This is a genomic window from Amycolatopsis sp. NBC_01480, from assembly GCF_036227205.1.
Lineage (GTDB): Bacteria > Actinomycetota > Actinomycetes > Mycobacteriales > Pseudonocardiaceae > Amycolatopsis.
In genome coordinates, this window is record NZ_CP109442.1 from 2,522,401 (window position 1) to 2,542,078 (window position 19,678).

The following is a 19,678-nucleotide window of genomic DNA, read 5'->3' on the forward strand; positions in this document are numbered from 1 at the left end:
CCCGGCAGGCCGTCAGGCCCGGCCCGTCGGTCACCACGGACCGGGAAAGATCACTTTCCGTACCTCAACTACGCACGCCGGGATCAGTAGGCTGGGGGCATGGCAGTGGTCAAGATCAACGCAATCGAGGTCCCCGAAGGCGCCGGCCCCGAGCTGGAGAAGCGCTTCGCCGCGCGGCTGCACGCCGTCGACAACCAGGAGGGCTTCCTCGGCTTCGAGCTGCTCCGCCCGATTTCCGGCGAGTCGCGCTACTTCGTCTACACGAAGTGGGAGTCGGAAGAGGCTTACCAGGCCTGGGCGGCCGGCCCGGCGCGCGAGGCCCACGCGGGCGAGCGGGCGAAGCCGGTTTCCTCCGGCGCGAGCCTGCTGGAGTTCGAGGTGGTCCAGGCGTCCAAGCCGGGTGAGTGACGAACTCATCCGCGCGGCCGAGCTGATCCACGGCGCCGGCGCGCTGCTGGTCTGCGCCGGCGCCGGCATGGGCGTGGACTCCGGGCTGCCCGATTTCCGCGGCGGCGAGGGGTTCTGGCGGGCCTACCCGCCGTACGCCCAGCTCGGCCTGCGCTTCGAAGAGCTGGCCGACCCGCGGCACTTCGCCGACGACCCCGAGCTGGCGTGGGGCTTCTACGGGCACCGGCTGGCCCTGTACCGCCGGACCGTGCCGCACCACGGGTTCGCGCTGCTGCGCGCGTGGGGCGAGGCGAAACCCGGTGGCGTTCGCGTGTTCACGTCCAATGTGGACGGCCAGTTCCAGGCCGCCGGCTTCGCGCACGTCGCCGAGGCGCACGGCTCGATCCACCACCTCCAGTGCGTGGACGGCTGCACGGACCAGATCTGGCCGGCGTCCGATGTGGACATCGACCTCGACGAGGCGACCATGCGCGCCCGCCCGCCGCTCCCGTCGTGCCCGCACTGCGGCGGCCTGGCCCGGCCCAACATCCTGATGTTCGGCGATTTCTCCTGGGTGCCCCACCGTACCGAGGCGCAGCTCGACGAGCTGACCACGTGGCGGCGCGAGAACCGGGACCTGGTGGTGGTCGAGCTGGGCGCCGGGCAGGCCGTGCCCACCGTCCGCCGTTACGCCGAGCTGGCCAGCGCCGCGAACGGCGCGCTGGTCCGGATCAACCCCCGCGAGCCCGAGGTCCGGCATGGCCGCGGCGTCTCGATTGCAGCCGGGGCGCTGGAGACGTTGCTCAGTCTTGGCCTCGGTTGAGGTGCAGGAGCGGGAACGGGCGGCCCTCGCCGTCCGTCTCGGACCGGCCCACGACCACAAACCCTTGCCGCGCATAAAAACCGGCCGCCTGCGGGTTCTGCTCGTTGACGTCCAGGGTCAACGCCGGATAGCGGCCCAAAGCCTCACGTAACAACGCCGTGCCGACCCCGCGGCCACGGAAGTCGTTGTGCACGAAGAGCATGTGCAACTCGCCACCCCCGGTCCCGGAGAAGCCGGCCACCCGCCCGTCCACCACGGCCACGGTCAGCTCCACTTCCGGCAGGTAACCCGGGACCAGCGCCGCGTAGTACTCGACATCCTCGGGTGTAAGGAAGTCGTGCGTGGCCTCGACGGCGCTGCGCCAGACCTCCAGCAGTCTCGGGAATTCCGGCGGTCCTCGAGCAGCCCGCAGCTCGACGGTCACGGCAGCCGCACCTCCGCGTACACCGCGCGATGGTCGGTACCCGGCACGTCCAGCACGCGGTAGTCCTGCACCGCCGCCCGCTTGTCGACCAGCACGTGGTCCAAGGTGACCAGCGGGACCCGGTCGGCGGGCCAAGTCGGCTGTAAGCCGTCGCCACGCTGATCGGCCGCGTCCTGGTAGCCGCGGGTGAGGACGGTCTGCAGGGCGGCGTGGTCGAGGGTCGCGTTGAAGTCGCCGGCCAGGATTCGCAGGCCGTGTTCGCCGGCGGCGCGGGAGAGGTCCTTGATCTCGGCTTCCCATTGGTCCGCGCCGCTGTCCGGGGACAGCGGGTGCACCGCGACCAACTCCACCGTCGTGCCCCCGCCGAGGTCGGCCAGCGCGCCGGGCTGCTTCGCGGCGGAATCGCCCGTGTAATTCTCCTCGGTGAGCGGGAAACGCGAGACGATGCCGGAGCCGTTCGCGCCGGAAGCGGGGTGCAGCACGCGGTTCGGCAGCAACGTGAACAGGCCCGCCTGGGTCAGCCCGGCGACGGCGGCCGGCGTCATCTCGAGCAGGTTGAGCACGTCGACGTGGTTGTCCCGGACCAGGTTCACGATCGCCTGCGGATCGGCCCGGCCGAGGTAGAGGTTCGACGACATCACCCGCAGCGTCTGGCCGGCGACGGCGGTCTGCTCGTCGGCCAGCACCCGCGGGCTCACGAAAACCGCCAGCAGCACCGCCATCGCGAGCGCGATCCCACCCGTCCACCAGCGGCGCAAGACGAGCGCCAGCCCGCCGAGCACCACTCCGTACACCACCGCGTACGGCGTGAGGGACAGCAGCGCCAGCGTGTACCAGCCACCGTCGTAGCCGACCGTGCGCAGGGCCGTGAGCAGCGCAAACGGCACCCCGGCGAGCAGCAGCAGGCCCGTGACCAGCCGGTTTCGCGGCCGGCGCACCCGCACCTCGTCGTCGATCACCATGGCCTTGAGTATGCCGACTCCCGCTCGCCACGAGCGGGACAGCACCGTTCCTCCACCAGACCTTCACAGCGGCTGACAGCGCGCTGTGCGCGTGCTGACAGCGCCCGCCTCCACAGTGATGCCAACGCGACAGCGCAGTCTGGGGCCGAGCCCCAGACCCCAGCCGGGGGAGCCCCCTGGACCCCCAAAAGATCGTGGAGGAGGAGGCACAAAATGTCGCATGCGATCCGGGCGGAAGGCCTGGTCAAGCATTTCGGGGAGACGAAGGCGCTGGACGGGGTGGACCTGGAGGTCCCGTTCGGCAAGGTGGTGGGGGTGCTCGGGCCCAACGGCGCGGGCAAGACGACGGCGGTGCGCATCCTGGCCACGCTGCTCAAGCCGGATTCCGGGCACGCCACGGTCGGGGGCTACGACGTGGTGAAGGACCCCGTCCGGGTGCGCGGCCTGATCGGGCTCACCGGGCAGTACGCGTCGGTGGACGAGGACCTCAACGGCACCGAGAACCTGATGCTGATCGGCCGGCTGCTGGACTATTCGAGGGCCGACGCGCGGGCGCGAGCCCGGGAGCTGCTGGAGCGGTTCGAGCTGACCGACGCGGCGAAGCGCCCGGTCCGCACCTACTCCGGCGGCATGCGGCGCCGGATCGACCTGGCGGCGAGTCTGGTCGGCCGGCCCGAGGTGCTCTACCTCGACGAGCCGACCACGGGGCTCGACCCGCACGCCCGCAACGAGGTCTGGGCGGTGGTGCGCAACCTCGTCGCCGAGGGCGCGACGGTGCTGCTCACCACGCAGTACCTCGAAGAGGCCGATCAGCTGGCCGACAAGATCACCGTCATCGACCACGGGCGCGTGGTCGCCGACGGCCGCGCGGACGAGCTGAAGCGCCGCGTCGGCGGCCAGACGTTGCAGGTCCGGCCCACGTCCATGGCCGACCTGGACGCGGTGTTCCGCATCCTGGCCACCCTCACCGGCGTGCGCCCGACCCGCGACGACGACACCGGCCTGCTCACCGCCCCGGTGTCCGACCCGGTGCTGCTGTCCACCCTCGTCCGCAAGCTGGACGAGGCCGGCATCACCTCCGACGAGCTGGCCCTGCGCCTGCCGAGCCTCGACGAGGTGTTCCTGGCGCTGACCGGCCGTACCGCCGAAGAGTCCACTTCGGACCGTTCGCTGGAAAGGACCCTGTCGTGACGACGCTGGCACTGGAGCCGCCGCGGCACATCAGCCCGGCGAAGGGGGCGCAGCACGCGCTTTCCCTGGCGTGGCGCGGAATCCTGAAGATCCGCAAGAACCCGGAGCAGCTGGCCGACGTCACCCTGATGCCGATCATCTTCCTGCTCATCTTCACCTACCTGTTCGGCAACGCCCTCGGCGGCACGATCACGAACTACCTGCAGACGCTGGTGCCCGGCGTGATCGTGATGAACATCCTGCAGGCCAGCCTGAGCGTCGGCGTCCAGCTGAACACCGACGTGAACAAGGGGGTGTTCGACCGCTTCCGCAGCATGCCGATCGCGCGGTCGGCGCCGCTGATCGGGGCGGTGCTGGCGGACGTCGTGCGCTACCTGGTCTGCCTGGCCGTGCTGATGATCGTCGCGACGGCGATGGGCTACCGCCTGGGCACCGACCCCGGCCAGTTCGTCGTGGCGATCCTGCTGGTGGTGGCCTTCGGCCTGTCGTTCTGCTGGGCCTCGGTGTTCGTCGGGATGCTGATGAAGACCCCGGGCGCCGCGCAGGGCCTGATGTTCGTGTTCGTCATGCCGCTGACCTTCGGCAGCAACGTGTTCGTGTCCACCGCCACGATGCCCGGTTGGCTGGCGGCCTGGGCGGACATCAGCCCGGTCAGCCTGATGGCGAACGCCCTGCGCGGCCTGATGAACGGCGGCCCGGTCGCCGGCCCGCTGAGCGGCGCGCTGGCCTGGATGGTCGGCCTGATCCTGGTCTTCTTCCCGCTGGCCACCTGGGCCTACCGCCGGCGGGTGTGAAGGGGGCGGCACGGGGGTGCCGAAACGGGCGGTCTTCCTGGCGCGGGGGTGTCGGGAAGACCGCCCGTTTTCACGTGCCAGCATGCTCTGAAGGCCACCTTCAGGGCATGTACGACTCTCATGGTGGCCTTCAGAGCACCAGCGCGCTGACCGGGGCCGCCACTCAGATGGCAACGTCCACTTCGGACATCAGCCAAGCGATCCCGTCCACACGAGGCAACGCCCGCACCTCCGCCACGATCTCGCCATACCGCGGCCCCAACGCCGCCTCCAACTCGCCGATCAGCATGACCACCTCGGGGTTGCCGAGATCGAACCGCCCGCGGGCCGAGGCCGACAAGCCGAGCAGGCGGGCGGCGGCCTCGGTCCGGCCCTGCTGGAAGCGGATCTGCGCGAACAGCTCGACCACCTGGGCCAGGTCCGGCATGTCCGAACGGCGGGCGATGGACCGGACGGCCGCCGCCGCGCCGATTTCCGCGAGGTCCGGATTACCCTCGGTCAGGTGGATCGCCGCGGTGTAGAGGCCCAGCCACTCCGTTTCGAAGTCGCTGGGGAACGGCCAGTTCCCGGCCATCGACTCGATCTCGCGCACCATGGCCCAGGCCTCGGGCACCCGCTTCTCGCGCAGCAGGATCTCGGCCCGGCCGAAGGACAGGATCATCAGCAGCTGACGATTCCCCGCCGCGTAACGCTCGGCGGCCTCCAGCTCCCGCCAGGCCCCGGCGTGGTCCCCGGCGCGGGACCGCTCGATGGCCAGCCGCCACCACTGCTGCACCGCGTCGTCGTCCGAGCGCAGTTCCAGGGCCAGCCGCAGACCCTCGGTGTAGGCCGCGATGGCGCCTTCACGATCGCCGCGCTGCGAAAGGCTGCTCGCGCGGAAGCTCAGCGTCATGGCCAGGCCCCACCGGTCCCCGACCGCCGCGAACCCCGCGTGCGCCTCCTCGCGTGAGCGTTCCGCCGCGTCCAGCTCGCCGAGGTCGCTGAGCAGGAAGCTCTCCGCCCAGCGGCCCGCCGCCTTGCCCCACTCGTCCGACGTGCCCAGCGCCCGCTCGATCTCCCGGCGGGCCAGGTCCCGATGTCCACTGAGGAACGCCACCATCGGCAGCGCGACGCACAGCCAGGGGTTCCGGTCCACCGCGCCGGCGCGGACGCACTCGTCGATCAGCTCCGCCGCGCCCTCCAGCTGCTGCGGCCCCATCACCGCCTGCATCATCATCCGGATCAGCCGCAGCCCGGCCGAGGTGTCCGCGGGCAGCCGGTCGCCGAAGGCCAGCACCTCCTCGGAGTAGGCCCGCGCCCGCTCGCTCTGGCCGAGAATCGTGAGGTACCAGACCAGACCGAAGAGCAGCCGGCCGGACGAATCGGCGTCGGAGGTCTCGATGGCCGCGCGCAGCGCACCGGTCAGGTTGTCGTTCTCCCGCTCGTAGATGTCGATCGCCTCGAGCTGGGCGGACGAGCGCAGCATCGGGTCGAGGCGCTCGGCCAGGTCGAGGTAGTAGCGCACCATCGAGGCCTGCAGCGCCGCCCGCTCGCCCGAGTCGACGAGCCGCTCGGTCGCGTAGACCCGCAGCGTTTCGAGCATCCGGTACCGCTGCTCGCCGCCGACGTCGATCGTGTCCACAATGGACTTCTCCAGCAGTGAGCCCAGCACGTAGCCGATCTCCCCGGCGGGCAGCTGCTCGTCGGCGCAGACCTGCTCCACGGCGGTCTCGTCGAACGTCGCCGCGAACACCGCGAGCCGGCGGGCGAGCATCACCTCGGCGTCGGTGAGCAGGTCCCAGCTCCACTCGACGACGGCGCGCAGCGTCCGCTGGCGCGGCAAGGCGGTGCGGCTACCGGAGGTGAGCAGGCGGAACCGGTCGTCGAGGCGCTCGGCGATCCGGGCCACGGGCATGGACCGCAGCCGCGCCGCGGCCAGCTCCAGCGCGAGCGGCATCCCGTCGAGCCGGCGGCAGATCTGCGTCACGGCGTCCACTGTGGACTCGTTCAGGGTGAAATCCGGCCGGACGGCGACGGCGCGGTCCAGGAACAGCCGGGCCGAGTCCAGCACCCCCACCTCGCCCGGCGACGCCGATTCCGCCGGCACCGCCAGCGGGCCGAGCGGGCACAGCGCCTCCCCGGTGATCGCGAGCGGCTCCCGGCTGGTGGCGAGGATGCGCAGCCCAGGCACGCGGCGCAGCAGATCGTCGGCCAGCTGCGCGGCGACCTCCACCACGTGCTCGCAATTGTCCAGCACCAGCAACGAATCCCCGCCGGCGAGCGCCTCCACGGCATGGTCCATCAGGTCCACCGGCCGGCGCAGCACCTCGGACTCGCCGGCCCGGATGTCGCGGACCTCGAGCGCGGTGAGCAACGCGCCCAGCACGTCGTGCGAATCGCGGACGCCGGCCAGTGGCACGAACCAGACGCGGCCACGGCCGTGCGCGGGATGCCGCGAGGCCGCCTCGGTCGCCAGCCGGGTCTTGCCCGCGCCGCCGGGCCCGACCAGCGTCACCAGCCGCGATCCCGCCAGCAGCTCGGCCAGCAGCTTGAGCTCGTCGTCACGGCCGACGAAGCTGGTGAGCCGCATCGGCAGCCGGTCCGCGGCCGGGGCGGCGGGAGCGAACTCGCCGCGCAACGCCTGGAGGTGCACCTCCTGCAGCTCCGCCGACGGGTCGACGCCCAGCTCGTCGGCAAGCGTCGTCCGCAGCGCGGCGTAAACGGCGAGCGCGTCGGCCTGCCGCCCGGCCGCGCACAGCGCCCGGATCCGCAGGCCCGCCAAGCGCTCTCGCAACGGGTGCGCCTCGGCCGCCGTGGTGAGGTCGGCGAGCACCTCGGCGTGCCCACCCAGGCGCAGTTCGGCCTCGAACCGGTCTTCGGCGACCTCCGTGCGCAGCTCCTCCAGCCGCGTCGCGGGCGCGGCCGCGAAGGGCGCGTCGAGGACGTCGGCCAATGCGTCGCCGTGCCACAGGCCGAGGGCTTCACGCAGCAGCTCGGCCGCGCGGGTGTCGTGGCCCGCGGAAAGCTCGCGCCGTCCTTCGGCCGCCAGGCGTTCGAACCGGTGCACGTCCACGGCCCGCGCTTCGAGTGCCAGCCGGTAACCGCCGGAGCCGGACTCCAGCTCGGCGCCGGCCGGCCGCAGCGCCCGGCGCAGCCGCGAGACCAGCGATTGCAGCGCGTTCGCGGCGTCCGAGGGCGGCTCGTCACCCCAGAGGCCGTCGATCAGCGCCTCCGCGGAAACGGCCCGGCCGACGTCCAGCGCGAGCCGGGCCAGGAGCATGCGAAGGCGGGCCCCGCCGATGTCGATCGGGGTGCCGTCTTCACCGACCGCGCGCAGCGGTCCCAGCAGCGCCAGGCGCATGACACCAGCTTTCCAGACGCTCGCCCGGACGGAGCAGGAACGGCCGGGCGGGAACCGACGGAAGTGTGGACTTTTACGACAAACCACCCTAACCAGCTCAGGAAGGCCCGGGCCGGGCGATAAGTTGCAGCCGGGTTCCACGCAGCAGATGTGCAGACAGGAGCGTCCATGACTTTGCAGCACCGCTGGCGTCGTCCGGCCGTGATGGCGGCGGCCACGCTGGCCGCGCTCAGCCTGAGCAGCGGGGTCGCCTCGGCAGGCCAGGACGGCTGGGGCGCGCCGACGCCCGGGTCCGACGGCGCCGGCGACAGCTACTACCCGCAGGACGGCAACGGCGGCTACGACGTCGCCGACTACGACCTCAAGGTCGGTTACGCGCCGGACACCCACCAGCTGACCGGCCTGCAGACGATCTCCGCCCGCGCCACGCAGTCGCTCAGCTCGTTCGACCTCGACCTGAACGGCCTCACCGTCGACTCGGTGAAGGTCGACGGGCGCTCCGCGGAGTTCAGCCGCACCGGCGTCCACGAGCTGGTGATCAAGCCGTCCCGGCCGCTGTACCGCGGCCAGCAGTTCCGGACCGTCATCGCCTACCACGGTGTGCCGGCGCCGATCCAGGACCCGTCGCTGGGCGCGAACGGCTGGCAGTTCGGCAAGTCCGGCGGCGCGTTCGTCGCGGGCGAGCCGAAGTCGGCCGCCACCTGGTACCCGGTCAACGACACCCCGCGCGACAAGGCGACGTTCCACCTCGCCATCACCGTCCCGGACGAGTGGGGCGTGATCGCGAACGGCCGTGAGCTCGGCTCGCACAAGACGGCGAACGGCACCACCCACACCTGGGCCGAGTCGACGCCCGTGGCGCCGTACATGACCACCGTCGCCATCGACAAGTGGACGTTCGACCGGCAGCAGCGCCAGGACGGCACCCCGATCGTCAGCGCGTTCGCGCCCGGCACGCCCGATGCCACCAAGCAGGCCGAGGCGAAGCTGCCGGAGATCCTCGACTTCCTGGAGTCGAAGTTCGGCAAGTACCCGGTGGACGCCGCGGGCGGCATCTTCCTGGCCGAGCCCATCGGATTCTCGCTGGAGACGCTGAGCCGGCCGATCTACTCGGGCCGCGCGGGCAACGTCGACACGATCGTCCACGAGAACGCGCACCAGTGGTACGGCGACACCGTGGCCGTGGACCACTGGAAGGACGTCTGCCTCAACGAGTGCTTCGCCTCGTACGCGGAGTGGCTGTGGTCGCAGGCCAAGGACGGGGTCGACCTCGACGCCCAGTACCTCAACCAGGTCAAGACCGCGAGCACCGCGTTCTGGAACGGCAAGCTGTACGACATGGGCCCGGGCAACGAGTTCACCTACGTGTACTCGAAGGGCCCGCTCGCGCTGCACGCGCTGTCCAAGTACATGGGCCAGGCCGCGTTCGACCGCGTGCTGAAGACCTGGAACAGCTTGCACCACAACGGAAACGCGAGCATGCAGGAGTTCCAGCACTACGCGGAGTCGGTGTCGCACAAGAACCTGCAGGGGTTCTTCGACGCGTGGATCTACGGCAACGGCAAGCCGGCCGACCAGTACCTCTACCCGGGCGACCTCAAGCCCACCGCCTGATCCCGCCCGAGGAGTTGCCGTCAAGGACTCCTTACCCGCGTCCTACGCTGGTAAGGAGTCCTTGACGGCGTTCAGAGGGAGGGCACGGATGACGGTGCTGCTGACGGGGTTCGAACCGTTCGGTGGTTCGGGGACCAACCCGTCCTGGGAGGCGGTCTCCCTGGTGGCCGCGCGGCGTGACGACGTGGTGGCCGTGGAGCTGCCCTGTGCCTTCGACGCGTCGCTGCCCGCGCTCCGGGCGGCGATCGAGCGGCACCGGCCGGAGGTCGTCGTCTGCGTCGGCCAGGCCGGCGGCCGCGCGGACGTGACGCCGGAGCGCGTCGCGATCAACCTCGTCGACGCCCGCATCCCGGACAACGCCGGCGCGCAGCCGGTGGACGTGCCCGTGGTCGAAGGCGGCCCGGCGGCGTACTTCACGTCGCTGCCGGTGAAGGCCGCGGTGGCGGCGATCCGCGCGGCGGACGTGCCCGGCTCGGTTTCGCACACCGCCGGGACGTACGTGTGCAACCAGGTCTTCTACGGCCTGATGCACCTGCTGGCCACGGACTTCCCCGGGCTGCGCGGCGGTTTTGTGCACGTGCCGTCCTCACCGGACCAGGTCGCCGACGGCGAGCCGAGCCTGCCGGTCGAGCAGTCGGCCACGGCGCTGAACGCGGTGGTCGACACGGTCCTGTCCGTACGCGAAGACCTCACGGTGTCCGCCGGGACGCTGAACTAAGTCGTGCCGGCTCGGTGTAGCGGATGACGCTTTCACCGCGCTCAGCGCAGGTAAAGCGTCATCCGCTGCCCGCGGCAGCTGTGAGACCAGCGTCCTGGAGACCCGCCCTAGACCCCCGGCTTGAGCTGTTCGGTGAAGAACCGGACCAGGTCTTCCGGCGTCTCCTTGGCCTTGGCGGCGTCGACGCTCACCAGCATCCCGCACACCGGACGGCCGTCGGCCTCGAAGATCAGCAGGCCGGCGAGCTGGCCGATGCCAGCGACGTACCGGCCCTGCATCCCGCCGCCCGACCAGGTGCCGCGGACGATCTTGCTGCCGCCGCCCATCTGCGTCTGCGCGCCGGCTTCGAGCACGTCGAGGGTGAGGCCCTGGTAGTACGTCACGGATTTGCCCGCCCCGGTCCCCGAGCCGAACTCGCAGGTCACGGCGCTCTGCGCGGAGACCGTCCGGGCGAGCACGTCCGCGGGCGCGCACGAGGACCGGCTGGCGACGGTGCCCGCGAGCGGGCGGACGCACGGCGTGAACCCCAGGCTGTCCGGCGAGCCGGGCTGATCGCAGCCACTCGCCACCGGCGGGGTGCCGGAGCCACCGTTCAGCGTCAACACCAGTACCACCGCCACGATCGCGACGAGCACCAGCGCACCGGCTCCGATCAGGATCGGCTTCTTCGCGCTCTTCTTCGGCGGCTGCCACAGCTTCACCGGCGGCCCTTGCTGCGTGAACTGGGGCTGCTGCGCCATCGGCTGGGACGGCGGAAACTGGTGCGGCGCAACAGGTTGACTCTGGTGCGCGGCCACCGGCTGACTCTGATGCGCAGGGACCGGCTGACTCTGATGCGGCGCCGCCCCCGCGCCGAAGCGCGAGTCCGGGGCCGCGGGCGGGTGGACCGGGGCGAAGGCGGGCACGGTGAGGCTCGGCCCGCCGTCGCCGAGCGGCACGTGGTGCAGCCCGAACGCGACCGCGGTCTCCGGCTGGTCCTGGGTGGTCGGGACGACGCCGAGGGTCGAGCCGAGCAGCCCGGCCAGCAGCGGCATCCGGCTCGGGCCGCCGACCAGGTACACGCCGCCGAGCTGCCCGGGGGCCAGGCCGGCGCGGCGGATCGTGGCGGCCAGCAGCTCCGCGCTGCGCAGCAGGCTCGGCCGCACCAGCGCTTCCAGCTCGGCGCGCGTGACGAGCACGTCGCCGAACGGGTCGGGCATCGGCACCTCGGTCTGCTGGTGGCGCGAAAGGCTTTCCTTGGCGTCGCGGACATCCTGCAGCAGGGCGCGGCGACGGCGCCGGTCGCCGGTGTTCTCCGGGCGCAGCAGCTGCTGCCACTGCGCGGGGTCGGCGTGCGACACCGACCGTCCGACGTGGACGAGCAGCGCCTGGTCGATCTCGAGGCTGCCGAGGTCGGGCAGGCCGTCCTCGGCGAGCACCGAGAAGCCCTGGGGGCCGATGCCGACCACCGCGCAGTCGAACGTCCCGGCGCCGAGGTCGTACACCGCGAGCGGGCCGTGGTGCGGGGTCTGGGTGCGCAGCGTCGCGTAATGGGCGGCCGCGGCGACCGGTTCCGGCACGAGGTGGACGTTCGTGAACCCGGCCCGCGTCGCAGCGTCACGCAGCGTCTGCTGGCGGCTGGCGCCCCAGCCCGCGGGATGGGAGATGCGAACCTGCCCCGGCCCGCGCGAGAGCTGACGCTCGGTCTCCTCGCCCATCCGCCGGAGCACGGCGGCGAACGCGTCGGCCACGTCGTAGGTGCGCTCGCCCAGCAGCAGCTTGCCGTCGTCGATGCGGCGCTTGGGGTTCGGCTCGAACCGGCTGGGGTCCAGGCGCGCGCGGCGCTCGGCGTCCTGGCCGACGACCAGCAGCCCGTCGTCCCCGGCGTACACCGCGGACGACATGGTGACGGAGCCGTCGACCTCGATCGCCCGCGGCCCGCGGCCGAACGCCGAAAGCACACCGACCGTGCTGGAAGTGCCGAAATCGATCGACAGGACGTCCACTCGCTCCCCTCCCGAAGGCCTCGGGCATCGTCTCACGAACGGGTGAGCGCCCCGTCCGGGAAGGGAGTTTCGCGGCTTTCGAAGAACAGCGAGCTGTAGAAGTCGTTCAGCACCACGGCGGCCGGCGCGTGCCGGGCGACCACCGAGGCGGCGGGTTCCGGCAGGTCAGCGTGGCCGGCGGCGGCCCGGCGGACGTACTCGACGCGGTCGGCCCGCTCCGTCGTGCCCGCGATCTCGGTGACCAGCCAGCTGACCAGCTGAGTGGTGATGTACGCGCGGTCGTGCCCGGCGTTGAGCTTCGCGAACGCGCGCTCTTCGTCGGTCAGGTCGAAGCGGTCGGACAGCGCGAGCCCGAAATCGGCGAGGTACACCTGCTCGCCGTCGGTGAGCACATTGCCGAAATGCGCGTCGAAGTGCAGCAGCCCCTGGGCGTTCATGAACTCGACGGCCTCGATCAGCTGCCGCTCGACGCGCTCGCTCTCCCCGATGTGGCCCGAAAGCCAGTGGTGCAGGTTGTCGGGGAAGTACTCGCAGAACAGCACGATGCTCGACGTCGCGCCGTCCAGCTCGGCCAGCCGCCGCCGTACTGCCGGGGAGCCGCCCCAGAACTCGACGGAACGCTCGCGCTCGGCCGCGTCGCCGGGCTCGGGCCGGGTCATCGGCAGCTCCCGCCAGTGGTGCAGCAGCGGGAAGCTCGCGCACTGTCCACTGAGGACCCACCCGGTCGCCATCATGTGCACCGCCAGCTCACGCCACACTCCGGCGCCGGCCGAACCCAGGCCGTAGTGGAAAAAGACGGGCAGCTCGAACACATTCGCGGTGGACCGCACGTTCCCGGGCGCCCGCTCGAGATCGGTCAGCGGCACCCGCTTGGCGAACACGGGCACCCCCTCGACGTCCAGCCGCACGGCCGTCCCGCCGATCCCGGTGCTGATCACCGGTGCCGCGTCCAGCAACGCGCCGAGCTGCCGGTCGCTCAGCAGCGAGAGGGCGGTGGAAACGGTGGTTTGCCGGGCCAGGCGCGGGTTCCCCATCGGCCCGACCCTACGCGGAAACGCCAGGAGGGCGGCTCCCCGATGGGGAACCGCCCTCCTGGTGAACTACTCGGCCGAGACGTCAGTCCGTTTCGGACTCCCGGTTCTCCTCGTGGCCCGCGGCCCCGATGGAAACCGGCGGCGCGTCCGGGACGGACGACGGGCGCTTCTCACCACGGAAGGTGAAGTGGGCTTCGTCGTCGCGGTCCTCGGGGTTGCCGCTCCAGCCTTCGACGTCGACCAGGATGATCTGGCCGGCCTCGATCTCGCCGAAGAGGATCTTCTCCGAGAGCTGGTCCTCGATCTCGCGCTGGATCGTGCGACGCAGCGGCCGCGCGCCCAGCACCGGGTCGAACCCGCGCTTGGCCAGCAGCGACTTCGCCTTCCCGGTCAGCTCGATCTCCATGTCCTTGGCCTTGAGCTGCTTCTCCACCCGCCCGATCATCAGGTCGACCATCTGGATGATCTGGTCCTGGGTCAGCTGGTGGAACACGATGATGTCATCGATCCGGTTCAGGAACTCCGGCCGGAAATGCTTCTTCATTTCCTCGTTGACCTTCTGCTTCATCTTCTCGTAGCGGTTCGAAACGTCCGCTCCGGAAGAGAAGCCGAGGCTGACGGACTTGGAGATGTCCGACGTGCCCAGGTTCGAGGTGAAGATCAGCACCGTGTTCTTGAAGTCGACGGTCCGGCCCTGGCCATCGGTCAGGCGGCCGTCTTCCAGCACCTGCAGGAGCGTGTTGTAGATCTCCTGGTGCGCCTTCTCGATCTCGTCGAACAGCACCACCGAGAACGGCTTGCGCCGCACCTTCTCGGTCAGCTGGCCGCCCTCTTCGTAGCCGACGTACCCGGGAGGGGCACCGAAGAGCCGCGAGGCGGTGTAGCGGTCGTGGAACTCGCCCATGTCGATCTGGATGAGCGCGTCGTCCTCGCCGAACAGGAACGCCGCGAGCGCCTTCGACAGCTCGGTCTTACCGACACCGGACGGGCCGGCGAAGATGAACGAGCCCGACGGCCGCTTCGGGTCCTTCAACCCGGCGCGGGTACGGCGGATCGCCTGGGACACGGCCTTGACCGCGTCCTCCTGCCCGATGATGCGCTTGTGGAGCTCTTCCTCCATGCGCAGCAGCCGGGTGGTCTCCTCCTCGGTCAGCTTGAACACCGGGATGCCGGTCCAGTTGGCCAGCACCTCCGCGATCTGCTCGTCGTCGACCTCGGCGACGACGTCGAGGTCGCCGTCCTTCCACTGCTTCTCCCGCTCGCCCTTCTGGCCGAGGAGCGTCTTCTCCTCGTCACGCAGGCGGGCGGCCCGCTCGAAGTCCTGCGCGTCTATCGCGGACTCCTTGTCCCGGCGGACGTCGGCGATCTTCTCGTCGAACTCGCGCAGGTCCGGCGGCGCGGTCATGCGGCGGATGCGCATCCGGGCGCCGGCCTCGTCGATCAGGTCGATCGCCTTGTCCGGCAGGAACCGGTCGTTGATGTACCGGTCGGCCAGCGTGGCGGCCGCGACCAGCGCCGAGTCGGTGATCGAGACGCGGTGGTGCGCCTCGTACCGGTCCCGCAGTCCCTTGAGGATCTCGATCGTGTGCTCGAGCGACGGCTCGCCGACCTGGATCGGCTGGAAGCGGCGCTCCAGCGCGGCGTCCTTCTCGATGTACTTGCGGTACTCCTCGAGCGTGGTCGCGCCGATCGTCTGCAGCTCACCGCGGGCCAGCATCGGCTTCAGGATCGAAGCCGCGTCGATGGCACCCTCGGCGGCACCCGCGCCGACGAGCGTGTGCAGCTCGTCGATGAACAGGATGATGTCGCCGCGGGTCTTGATCTCCTTGAGCACCTTCTTCAGGCGCTCTTCGAAGTCACCGCGGTACCGCGAGCCGGCGACCAGCGAGCCCAGGTCCAGCGTGTAGAGCTGCTTGTCCTTCAGCGTCTCGGGCACCTCGCCCTTGACGATGGACTGCGCCAGCCCCTCGACGACGGCGGTCTTGCCGACGCCGGGCTCGCCGATCAGGACCGGGTTGTTCTTGGTCCGGCGGGACAGCACCTGCATGACCCGCTCGATCTCCTTGCCGCGCCCGATGACCGGGTCGAGCTTGCCCTCGCGGGCGAGCACGGTCATGTTGCGGCCGAACTGGTCGAGCACCAGCGACGACGACGGCGTGCCCTCGCCGCGGCCGGAGCCGGACTCGGTCGACTTCTCGCCGGTCTGGTAGCCCGACAGGAGCTGCAGCACCTGCTGGCGCACCCGGTTCAGGTCCGCGCCGAGCTTGACGAGCACCTGTGCGGCGACGCCCTCGCCCTCGCGGATCAGCCCGAGCAGGATGTGCTCCGTGCCGATGTAGTTGTGGCCGAGCTGCAGCGCTTCGCGCAGCGACAGCTCCAGCACCTTCTTCGCCCGCGGCGTGAACGGGATGTGCCCGCTCGGCGCCTGCTGACCCTGGCCGATGATCTCTTCGACCTGCTGGCGCACTCCCTCGAGGGCAATGCCCAGCGACTCGAGCGCCTTGGCGGCGACACCCTCACCCTCGTGGATCAGACCCAGGAGGATGTGCTCGGTGCCGATGTAGTTGTGGTTGAGCATCCGGGCCTCTTCTTGGGCCAGGACGACCACCCGCCTCGCGCGGTCGGTGAACCTCTCAAACATGCGCACTCCCTCGACTGCTGCGTCGGCGGCCCGTTTCCTTCGTGGAACGCACCCACGACGGACAGCACCGTGCAGACCACTGTAGTAGCCGCGCGGTCGCGCTGACGTACCACTACTGCCCTCGGTGGTCCTTTCGCACCCGGCCGGTGACCGTGCGGTCACCCCTCATCATCCGGTTGCCCTGCACCTTTACGTCAAGCAGAACGTGCGAACCGCCACCCGGATTCCGCCAGGGGCCCCCTGTCCGCTCACCGCGAACACATCGCGTGTGCTGCGAGTTCCACCAATTGGGCACCCGATTGGCGTAGCGGGCGATCGTCTGTAAGGTTAGGCAGGCCTAATGAGGTGGGCGGACAGGAGGGCCGCGGTGAACCAGCAGCGGTCCTTCCGCGATGCCCGCGATGTCGGTGACGGCCTCGCCTCCTCGTTGCTGCGGGTCGGGGGGCTGCAGGAGCGCGGGGAGCTGCGACGCGACGTGCCGGCCGGCTGGTTCCGCTGCGCCGACCTGCTCGCGCGGCCGGTGCTGTTCGACGAATGGCGCGAGGTGCTGTCGACGTGGCTGACCGGCGAGCACGGGTCGGCGCCGTCGCAGACCACCGCCAGCTACGTCATGTCCTGGTACCTCCACGTGCCCGCGTACGTCGGCGCGCTGCTGCTGCACCACGAGCGCCGGGTTCCTTCCCTGAAACCGGAACGCCTCGCGTTCGGCCTCGGCGAAGACCGCCCGCACCCGGAGGGGATGGCGGTGCTGGGCGACGACTTCTACTGCCTGCCCACCGATCCGGGTTCGGCGCGGCCGGAGGCCACGGTGGTGCGTGACGAGCGCGCGCTGGCCGGCGTGCTGCGGGCCCAGTACGTGGCCCACGCCGCCCAGTTCGTCCGCGCGTACGCGCCGGGCACCCGGCTCGGCCGCCGCATGCTGTGGGCCGCCGCGACGGACGCGCTGGACAACTCGCTCTGGTGGGCCGGCCGCCAAGGCGGCACCCCGGACGCGGAAGGCGCGGGCGTCGCCGACGCGGCCCTGGTCCTCGACAAGCGTCACCGTCCGTTGACCTCGGCGTCGACCCTGCGGCTGACCGACGGCCCGGACGGGCACCGCGAGTGGGCTCGCCGTCGCGAGAGCTGCTGCTTCTCCTACCTGCTGCCCGGCGAGGCCGAGTGCGGAGAGTGCCCGCGGGTCTGCTCCCGCTGACGGATTAGCCCGGCCGGGTGGACTTTCCGCAGGTCCGGACTCGATCACCGGAGACGGGGCCCGGCACGGTCGGTGAATAAGCGGAATCCGTGCGGGAATGGGGGCACCGGCGCGGAAATGATCGCTGCAATCGACAAGTTGCCGATGGCAAAGTGGTGGGCACTCGCGTCCGCCGCGCAGCCGGTCGCCGACACGGTGTAAACAATGGCTGCTGATCCGGGAATCAGCGGACCGCTTGCCGGAGGCATGCACGTGCAACGCGAAGGCGGTTCACGGAACAGCTCGCGTGCACGCGCAGGCGATCCGGATATACCGGCCGAACGAGACGGCCCGAGTCATGGCCGGAGTGATGGCCGACACGTCGCCGTCGATAACGCCGCAGTCAGCGGTCCGCGCGCCGCTGAGCCGGACAGGAAACGGACAACAAAAACGGCCGCCGGAGATAACCCGGCGGCCGCCTCGAAGCGTCGGAGCCCCTCAGTTCTTCTTGTGGTAAGCCTCCACGACCTCGGACGGGATGCGTCCGCGATCGGAAACCTGGTAGCCGTTCTTCCGCGCCCAGGAGCGAATCGCCTGGTTCTGCTCGCGGTCGACGGTGGCCGGCCGCGCCGCCGCCTTCCCGCCCGCGACCGGACGAAGGGCCGCGCGCTTACGGCCACCGGCGCGGCGCGCGTGCTCGACGTACTGGGCGAGCGCGTCGCGCAACTCCTCGGCGTTTTCCGAGGACAAGTCGATCTGGTAGCTCACGCCATCCAAACCGAACTCGAGAGTCTCTTCGGCCTCACTGCCGTCGAGGTCATCAACCAGCGAGACCAGCACCTTCTGTGCCATCTGTTTCCTCCTGCGGGGGGCTTACGCGAATGATCTGGGTACGGGGCGAGCCCCGGGACAGAAGTCTTTGACTCCTGTATTAATACCCGCTCATCCCGGCCTGTGCAAATCTCGATTGAGATAAACCTCGCCGGTTCTGCGCGACGGCTATTCGGGCCGGACGAGCGGGAAGAGGATCGTCTCCCGGATACCGAGCCCGGTCAGCGCCATCAGCAGCCGGTCGACACCCATTCCGACACCGCCGCTCGGGGGCATTCCGTACTCGAGCGCCCGGAGGAAATCTTCGTCGAGAGGCATGGCTTCGCTATCGCCCCCGGCGGCCAGCCGGGACTGTTCCGTGAGCCGCTGGCGTTCCACCACCGGGTCCACCAGTTCGGAGTAACCGGTCGCGAGTTCGAAACCGCGTATGTAGAGGTCCCACTTCTCCGCGACCCCCGCACGGGTGCGGTGCTGCCTGGTCAGCGGGGAGGTCTCCAGCGGAAAATCACGGACAAAAGTGGGAGCCTGAAGATCGTCGCCGACGAGGTGTTCCCACAGTTCTTCCACGAGTTTGCCGTGCGCGAGCTTCGGATCGACCTCGATAGCCCGCGCTTCGGCGAACTTGTGCAGTGCCTCGGCCGGCGTCTCCGGCGTCACTTCTTCACCAAGCGCGGCGGAGAGCGACTCGTACATCCCGAGCGTCGTCCATTCGCCGGAAAGGTCGTACTCCGTACCATCCGCGAGCGTGACGATCTGGGTGCCGAGGACGTTCTCCGCGGCCTCCTGGATCAGCTCGCGCGTCATCACCGCATTGGTGTCGTACGTGGCGTAGGCCTCGTAGTACTCCAGCATCGCGAACTCGGGCGAGTGCGAGGAGTCGCTGCCCTCGTTGCGGAAGTTCCGGTTGATCTCGAAAACCTTCTCGATCCCGCCGACCACACAGCGCTTGAGGTACAGCTCGGGCGCGATCCGGAGGTACAGGTCGAGGTCGAACGCATTCGAATGCGTGACGAAAGGCCGGGCCGCGGCGCCGCCGTGCAAGGTCTGCAACATCGGCGTCTCGACCTCGGTGAATCCACGCCGGTGGAACGACTCGCGCAACGAGCGCACGACGCCGGCGCGGGTGCGCACCACATCACGGGCGCGGTCGCGCAGAATCAGGTCGACATAACGCTGCCGGATTCGCGTTTCCTCGGCCAGCTCCTTGTGCGCGACGGGCAGCGGGCGCAACGCCTTGGACGTGAGCTGCCACTTGTCCGCCATCACGGAAAGCTCACCGCGCTTGGAAGTGATCACCTCGCCCTCGACGAATACGTGGTCACCGAGATCGACATCGGACTTCCACGCCGCGAGCGCCTGCTCGCCGACCTTCGCGAGGCTGATCATCGCCTGCAGTTCCGTGCCCCCGCCCTCACGAAGAGTGGCGAAACACAGTTTGCCCGTATTGCGGAGAAACATCACCCTGCCGGTGACGCCGACCGTCTGACCAGTGCTGGTGTCGGCCGGGAGATCCGAATGCGCCGCCCGGATCTCGGCCAGCGAGTGGGTGCGGGGAACCTCGACGGGGTAAGGATCGGCACCCTCCGCGATTATCCGGTCGCGCTTGTCCCGGCGGACCCGCATCTGTTCGGGCAGGTCGTCATCGGGCAGCGCGTCGGACGCGGGGAATTCGGTCATGGCGCATAGCGTACGAAGCCGATGACCGCCTACGCCAACCGGATTACCCTTGGCGTCGCGAGGCCCCGGCCTTTCGCGTATTAGGC

15 protein-coding genes are annotated in these 19,678 nt (G+C 70.3%); 7 read left to right on the forward strand and 8 right to left on the reverse strand.

All coding sequences use genetic code 11. The features are described from left to right. Window positions 1-99 precede the first annotated feature (99 nt). Both OG371_RS11970 and OG371_RS11975 read left to right on the forward strand, forming a co-directional pair. Complete coding sequence (locus OG371_RS11970) at window positions 100-408, forward strand: antibiotic biosynthesis monooxygenase family protein (RefSeq protein ID WP_329068532.1); 309 nt, start codon at window positions 100-102, stop codon at window positions 406-408. Continuing rightward, window positions 401-1,210: an SIR2 family NAD-dependent protein deacylase gene (locus tag OG371_RS11975; protein ID WP_329068534.1), complete on the forward strand. Its 810-nt coding sequence runs from the start codon at window positions 401-403 to the stop codon at window positions 1,208-1,210. Before OG371_RS11970 ends, OG371_RS11975 begins: the two co-directional genes overlap by 8 nt. On the opposite strand, the gene OG371_RS11980 is transcribed toward OG371_RS11975, so the two are convergent. Both OG371_RS11980 and OG371_RS11985 read right to left on the reverse strand, forming a co-directional pair. Then, window positions 1,191-1,634 (reverse strand): acetyltransferase, encoded by a 444-nt coding sequence (locus OG371_RS11980; protein WP_329068535.1) that lies wholly within the window; start codon window positions 1,632-1,634, stop codon window positions 1,191-1,193. The two genes, OG371_RS11975 and OG371_RS11980, sit on opposite strands and share 20 nt — an antisense overlap. Next, window positions 1,631-2,596: an endonuclease/exonuclease/phosphatase family protein gene (locus tag OG371_RS11985; protein ID WP_329068537.1), complete on the reverse strand. Its 966-nt coding sequence runs from the start codon at window positions 2,594-2,596 to the stop codon at window positions 1,631-1,633. Before OG371_RS11985 ends, OG371_RS11980 begins: the two co-directional genes overlap by 4 nt. Before the next feature lie 213 nt (window positions 2,597-2,809). Between OG371_RS11985 and OG371_RS11990 the strand changes: the two genes are divergently transcribed. Beyond that, window positions 2,810-3,787, forward strand: a complete 978-nt coding sequence (locus OG371_RS11990) for an ATP-binding cassette domain-containing protein (RefSeq protein WP_329068540.1) — start codon at window positions 2,810-2,812, stop codon at window positions 3,785-3,787. Next, the gene (locus tag OG371_RS11995; RefSeq protein WP_329068542.1) at window positions 3,784-4,581 is read left to right on the forward strand and encodes an ABC transporter permease; all 798 of its coding nucleotides are present in this window, start codon (window positions 3,784-3,786) and stop codon (window positions 4,579-4,581) included. Before OG371_RS11990 ends, OG371_RS11995 begins: the two co-directional genes overlap by 4 nt. Window positions 4,582-4,744: 163 nt before the next feature. Here the strand turns inward: OG371_RS11995 and OG371_RS12000 are convergent, their stop codons facing one another. Further along, entirely contained in the window at window positions 4,745-7,921 is a 3,177-nt protein-coding gene (locus OG371_RS12000) for a BTAD domain-containing putative transcriptional regulator (RefSeq protein ID WP_329068544.1), read from the reverse strand. A 168-nt stretch (window positions 7,922-8,089) separates the two neighbouring features. On the opposite strand from OG371_RS12000, the gene OG371_RS12005 reads away from it, so the two are divergent. Both OG371_RS12005 and pcp read left to right on the forward strand, forming a co-directional pair. Continuing rightward, window positions 8,090-9,535, forward strand: coding sequence for a M1 family metallopeptidase (locus tag OG371_RS12005; RefSeq protein ID WP_329068546.1), 1,446 nt, complete (start codon window positions 8,090-8,092; stop codon window positions 9,533-9,535). A gap of 88 nt (window positions 9,536-9,623) precedes the next feature. Continuing rightward, window positions 9,624-10,253, forward strand: coding sequence for a pyroglutamyl-peptidase I (gene pcp, locus OG371_RS12010; RefSeq protein ID WP_329068548.1), 630 nt, complete (start codon window positions 9,624-9,626; stop codon window positions 10,251-10,253). Window positions 10,254-10,360: 107 nt separating this feature from the next. On the opposite strand, the gene OG371_RS12015 is transcribed toward pcp, so the two are convergent. From OG371_RS12015 to OG371_RS12025, 3 genes are all read right to left on the reverse strand, one after another. After that, entirely contained in the window at window positions 10,361-12,238 is a 1,878-nt protein-coding gene (locus OG371_RS12015; RefSeq protein WP_329068550.1) for an Hsp70 family protein, read from the reverse strand. Between the two features lie 32 nt (window positions 12,239-12,270). Next, window positions 12,271-13,272 (reverse strand): hypothetical protein, encoded by a 1,002-nt coding sequence (locus OG371_RS12020; RefSeq protein WP_329068552.1) that lies wholly within the window; start codon window positions 13,270-13,272, stop codon window positions 12,271-12,273. An 82-nt stretch (window positions 13,273-13,354) separates the two neighbouring features. Then, window positions 13,355-15,913, reverse strand: a complete 2,559-nt coding sequence (locus OG371_RS12025) for an ATP-dependent Clp protease ATP-binding subunit (RefSeq protein WP_329068554.1) — start codon at window positions 15,911-15,913, stop codon at window positions 13,355-13,357. Between the two features lie 367 nt (window positions 15,914-16,280). Between OG371_RS12025 and OG371_RS12030 the strand changes: the two genes are divergently transcribed. After that, on the forward strand, window positions 16,281-17,105 hold the full coding sequence (locus tag OG371_RS12030) for a (2Fe-2S)-binding protein (protein WP_329068555.1): 825 nt from the start codon (window positions 16,281-16,283) through the stop codon (window positions 17,103-17,105). A 477-nt stretch (window positions 17,106-17,582) separates the two neighbouring features. Here the strand turns inward: OG371_RS12030 and OG371_RS12035 are convergent, their stop codons facing one another. Both OG371_RS12035 and lysS read right to left on the reverse strand, forming a co-directional pair. Next, the gene (locus tag OG371_RS12035) at window positions 17,583-17,936 is read right to left on the reverse strand and encodes a histone-like nucleoid-structuring protein Lsr2 (protein ID WP_091617158.1); all 354 of its coding nucleotides are present in this window, start codon (window positions 17,934-17,936) and stop codon (window positions 17,583-17,585) included. Between the two features lie 147 nt (window positions 17,937-18,083). Beyond that, a complete protein-coding gene (gene lysS, locus OG371_RS12040) occupies window positions 18,084-19,592 on the reverse strand; it encodes a lysine--tRNA ligase (protein ID WP_329068557.1) in 1,509 nt (502 codons plus the stop codon). Between the last annotated feature and the right edge of the window lie 86 nt (window positions 19,593-19,678).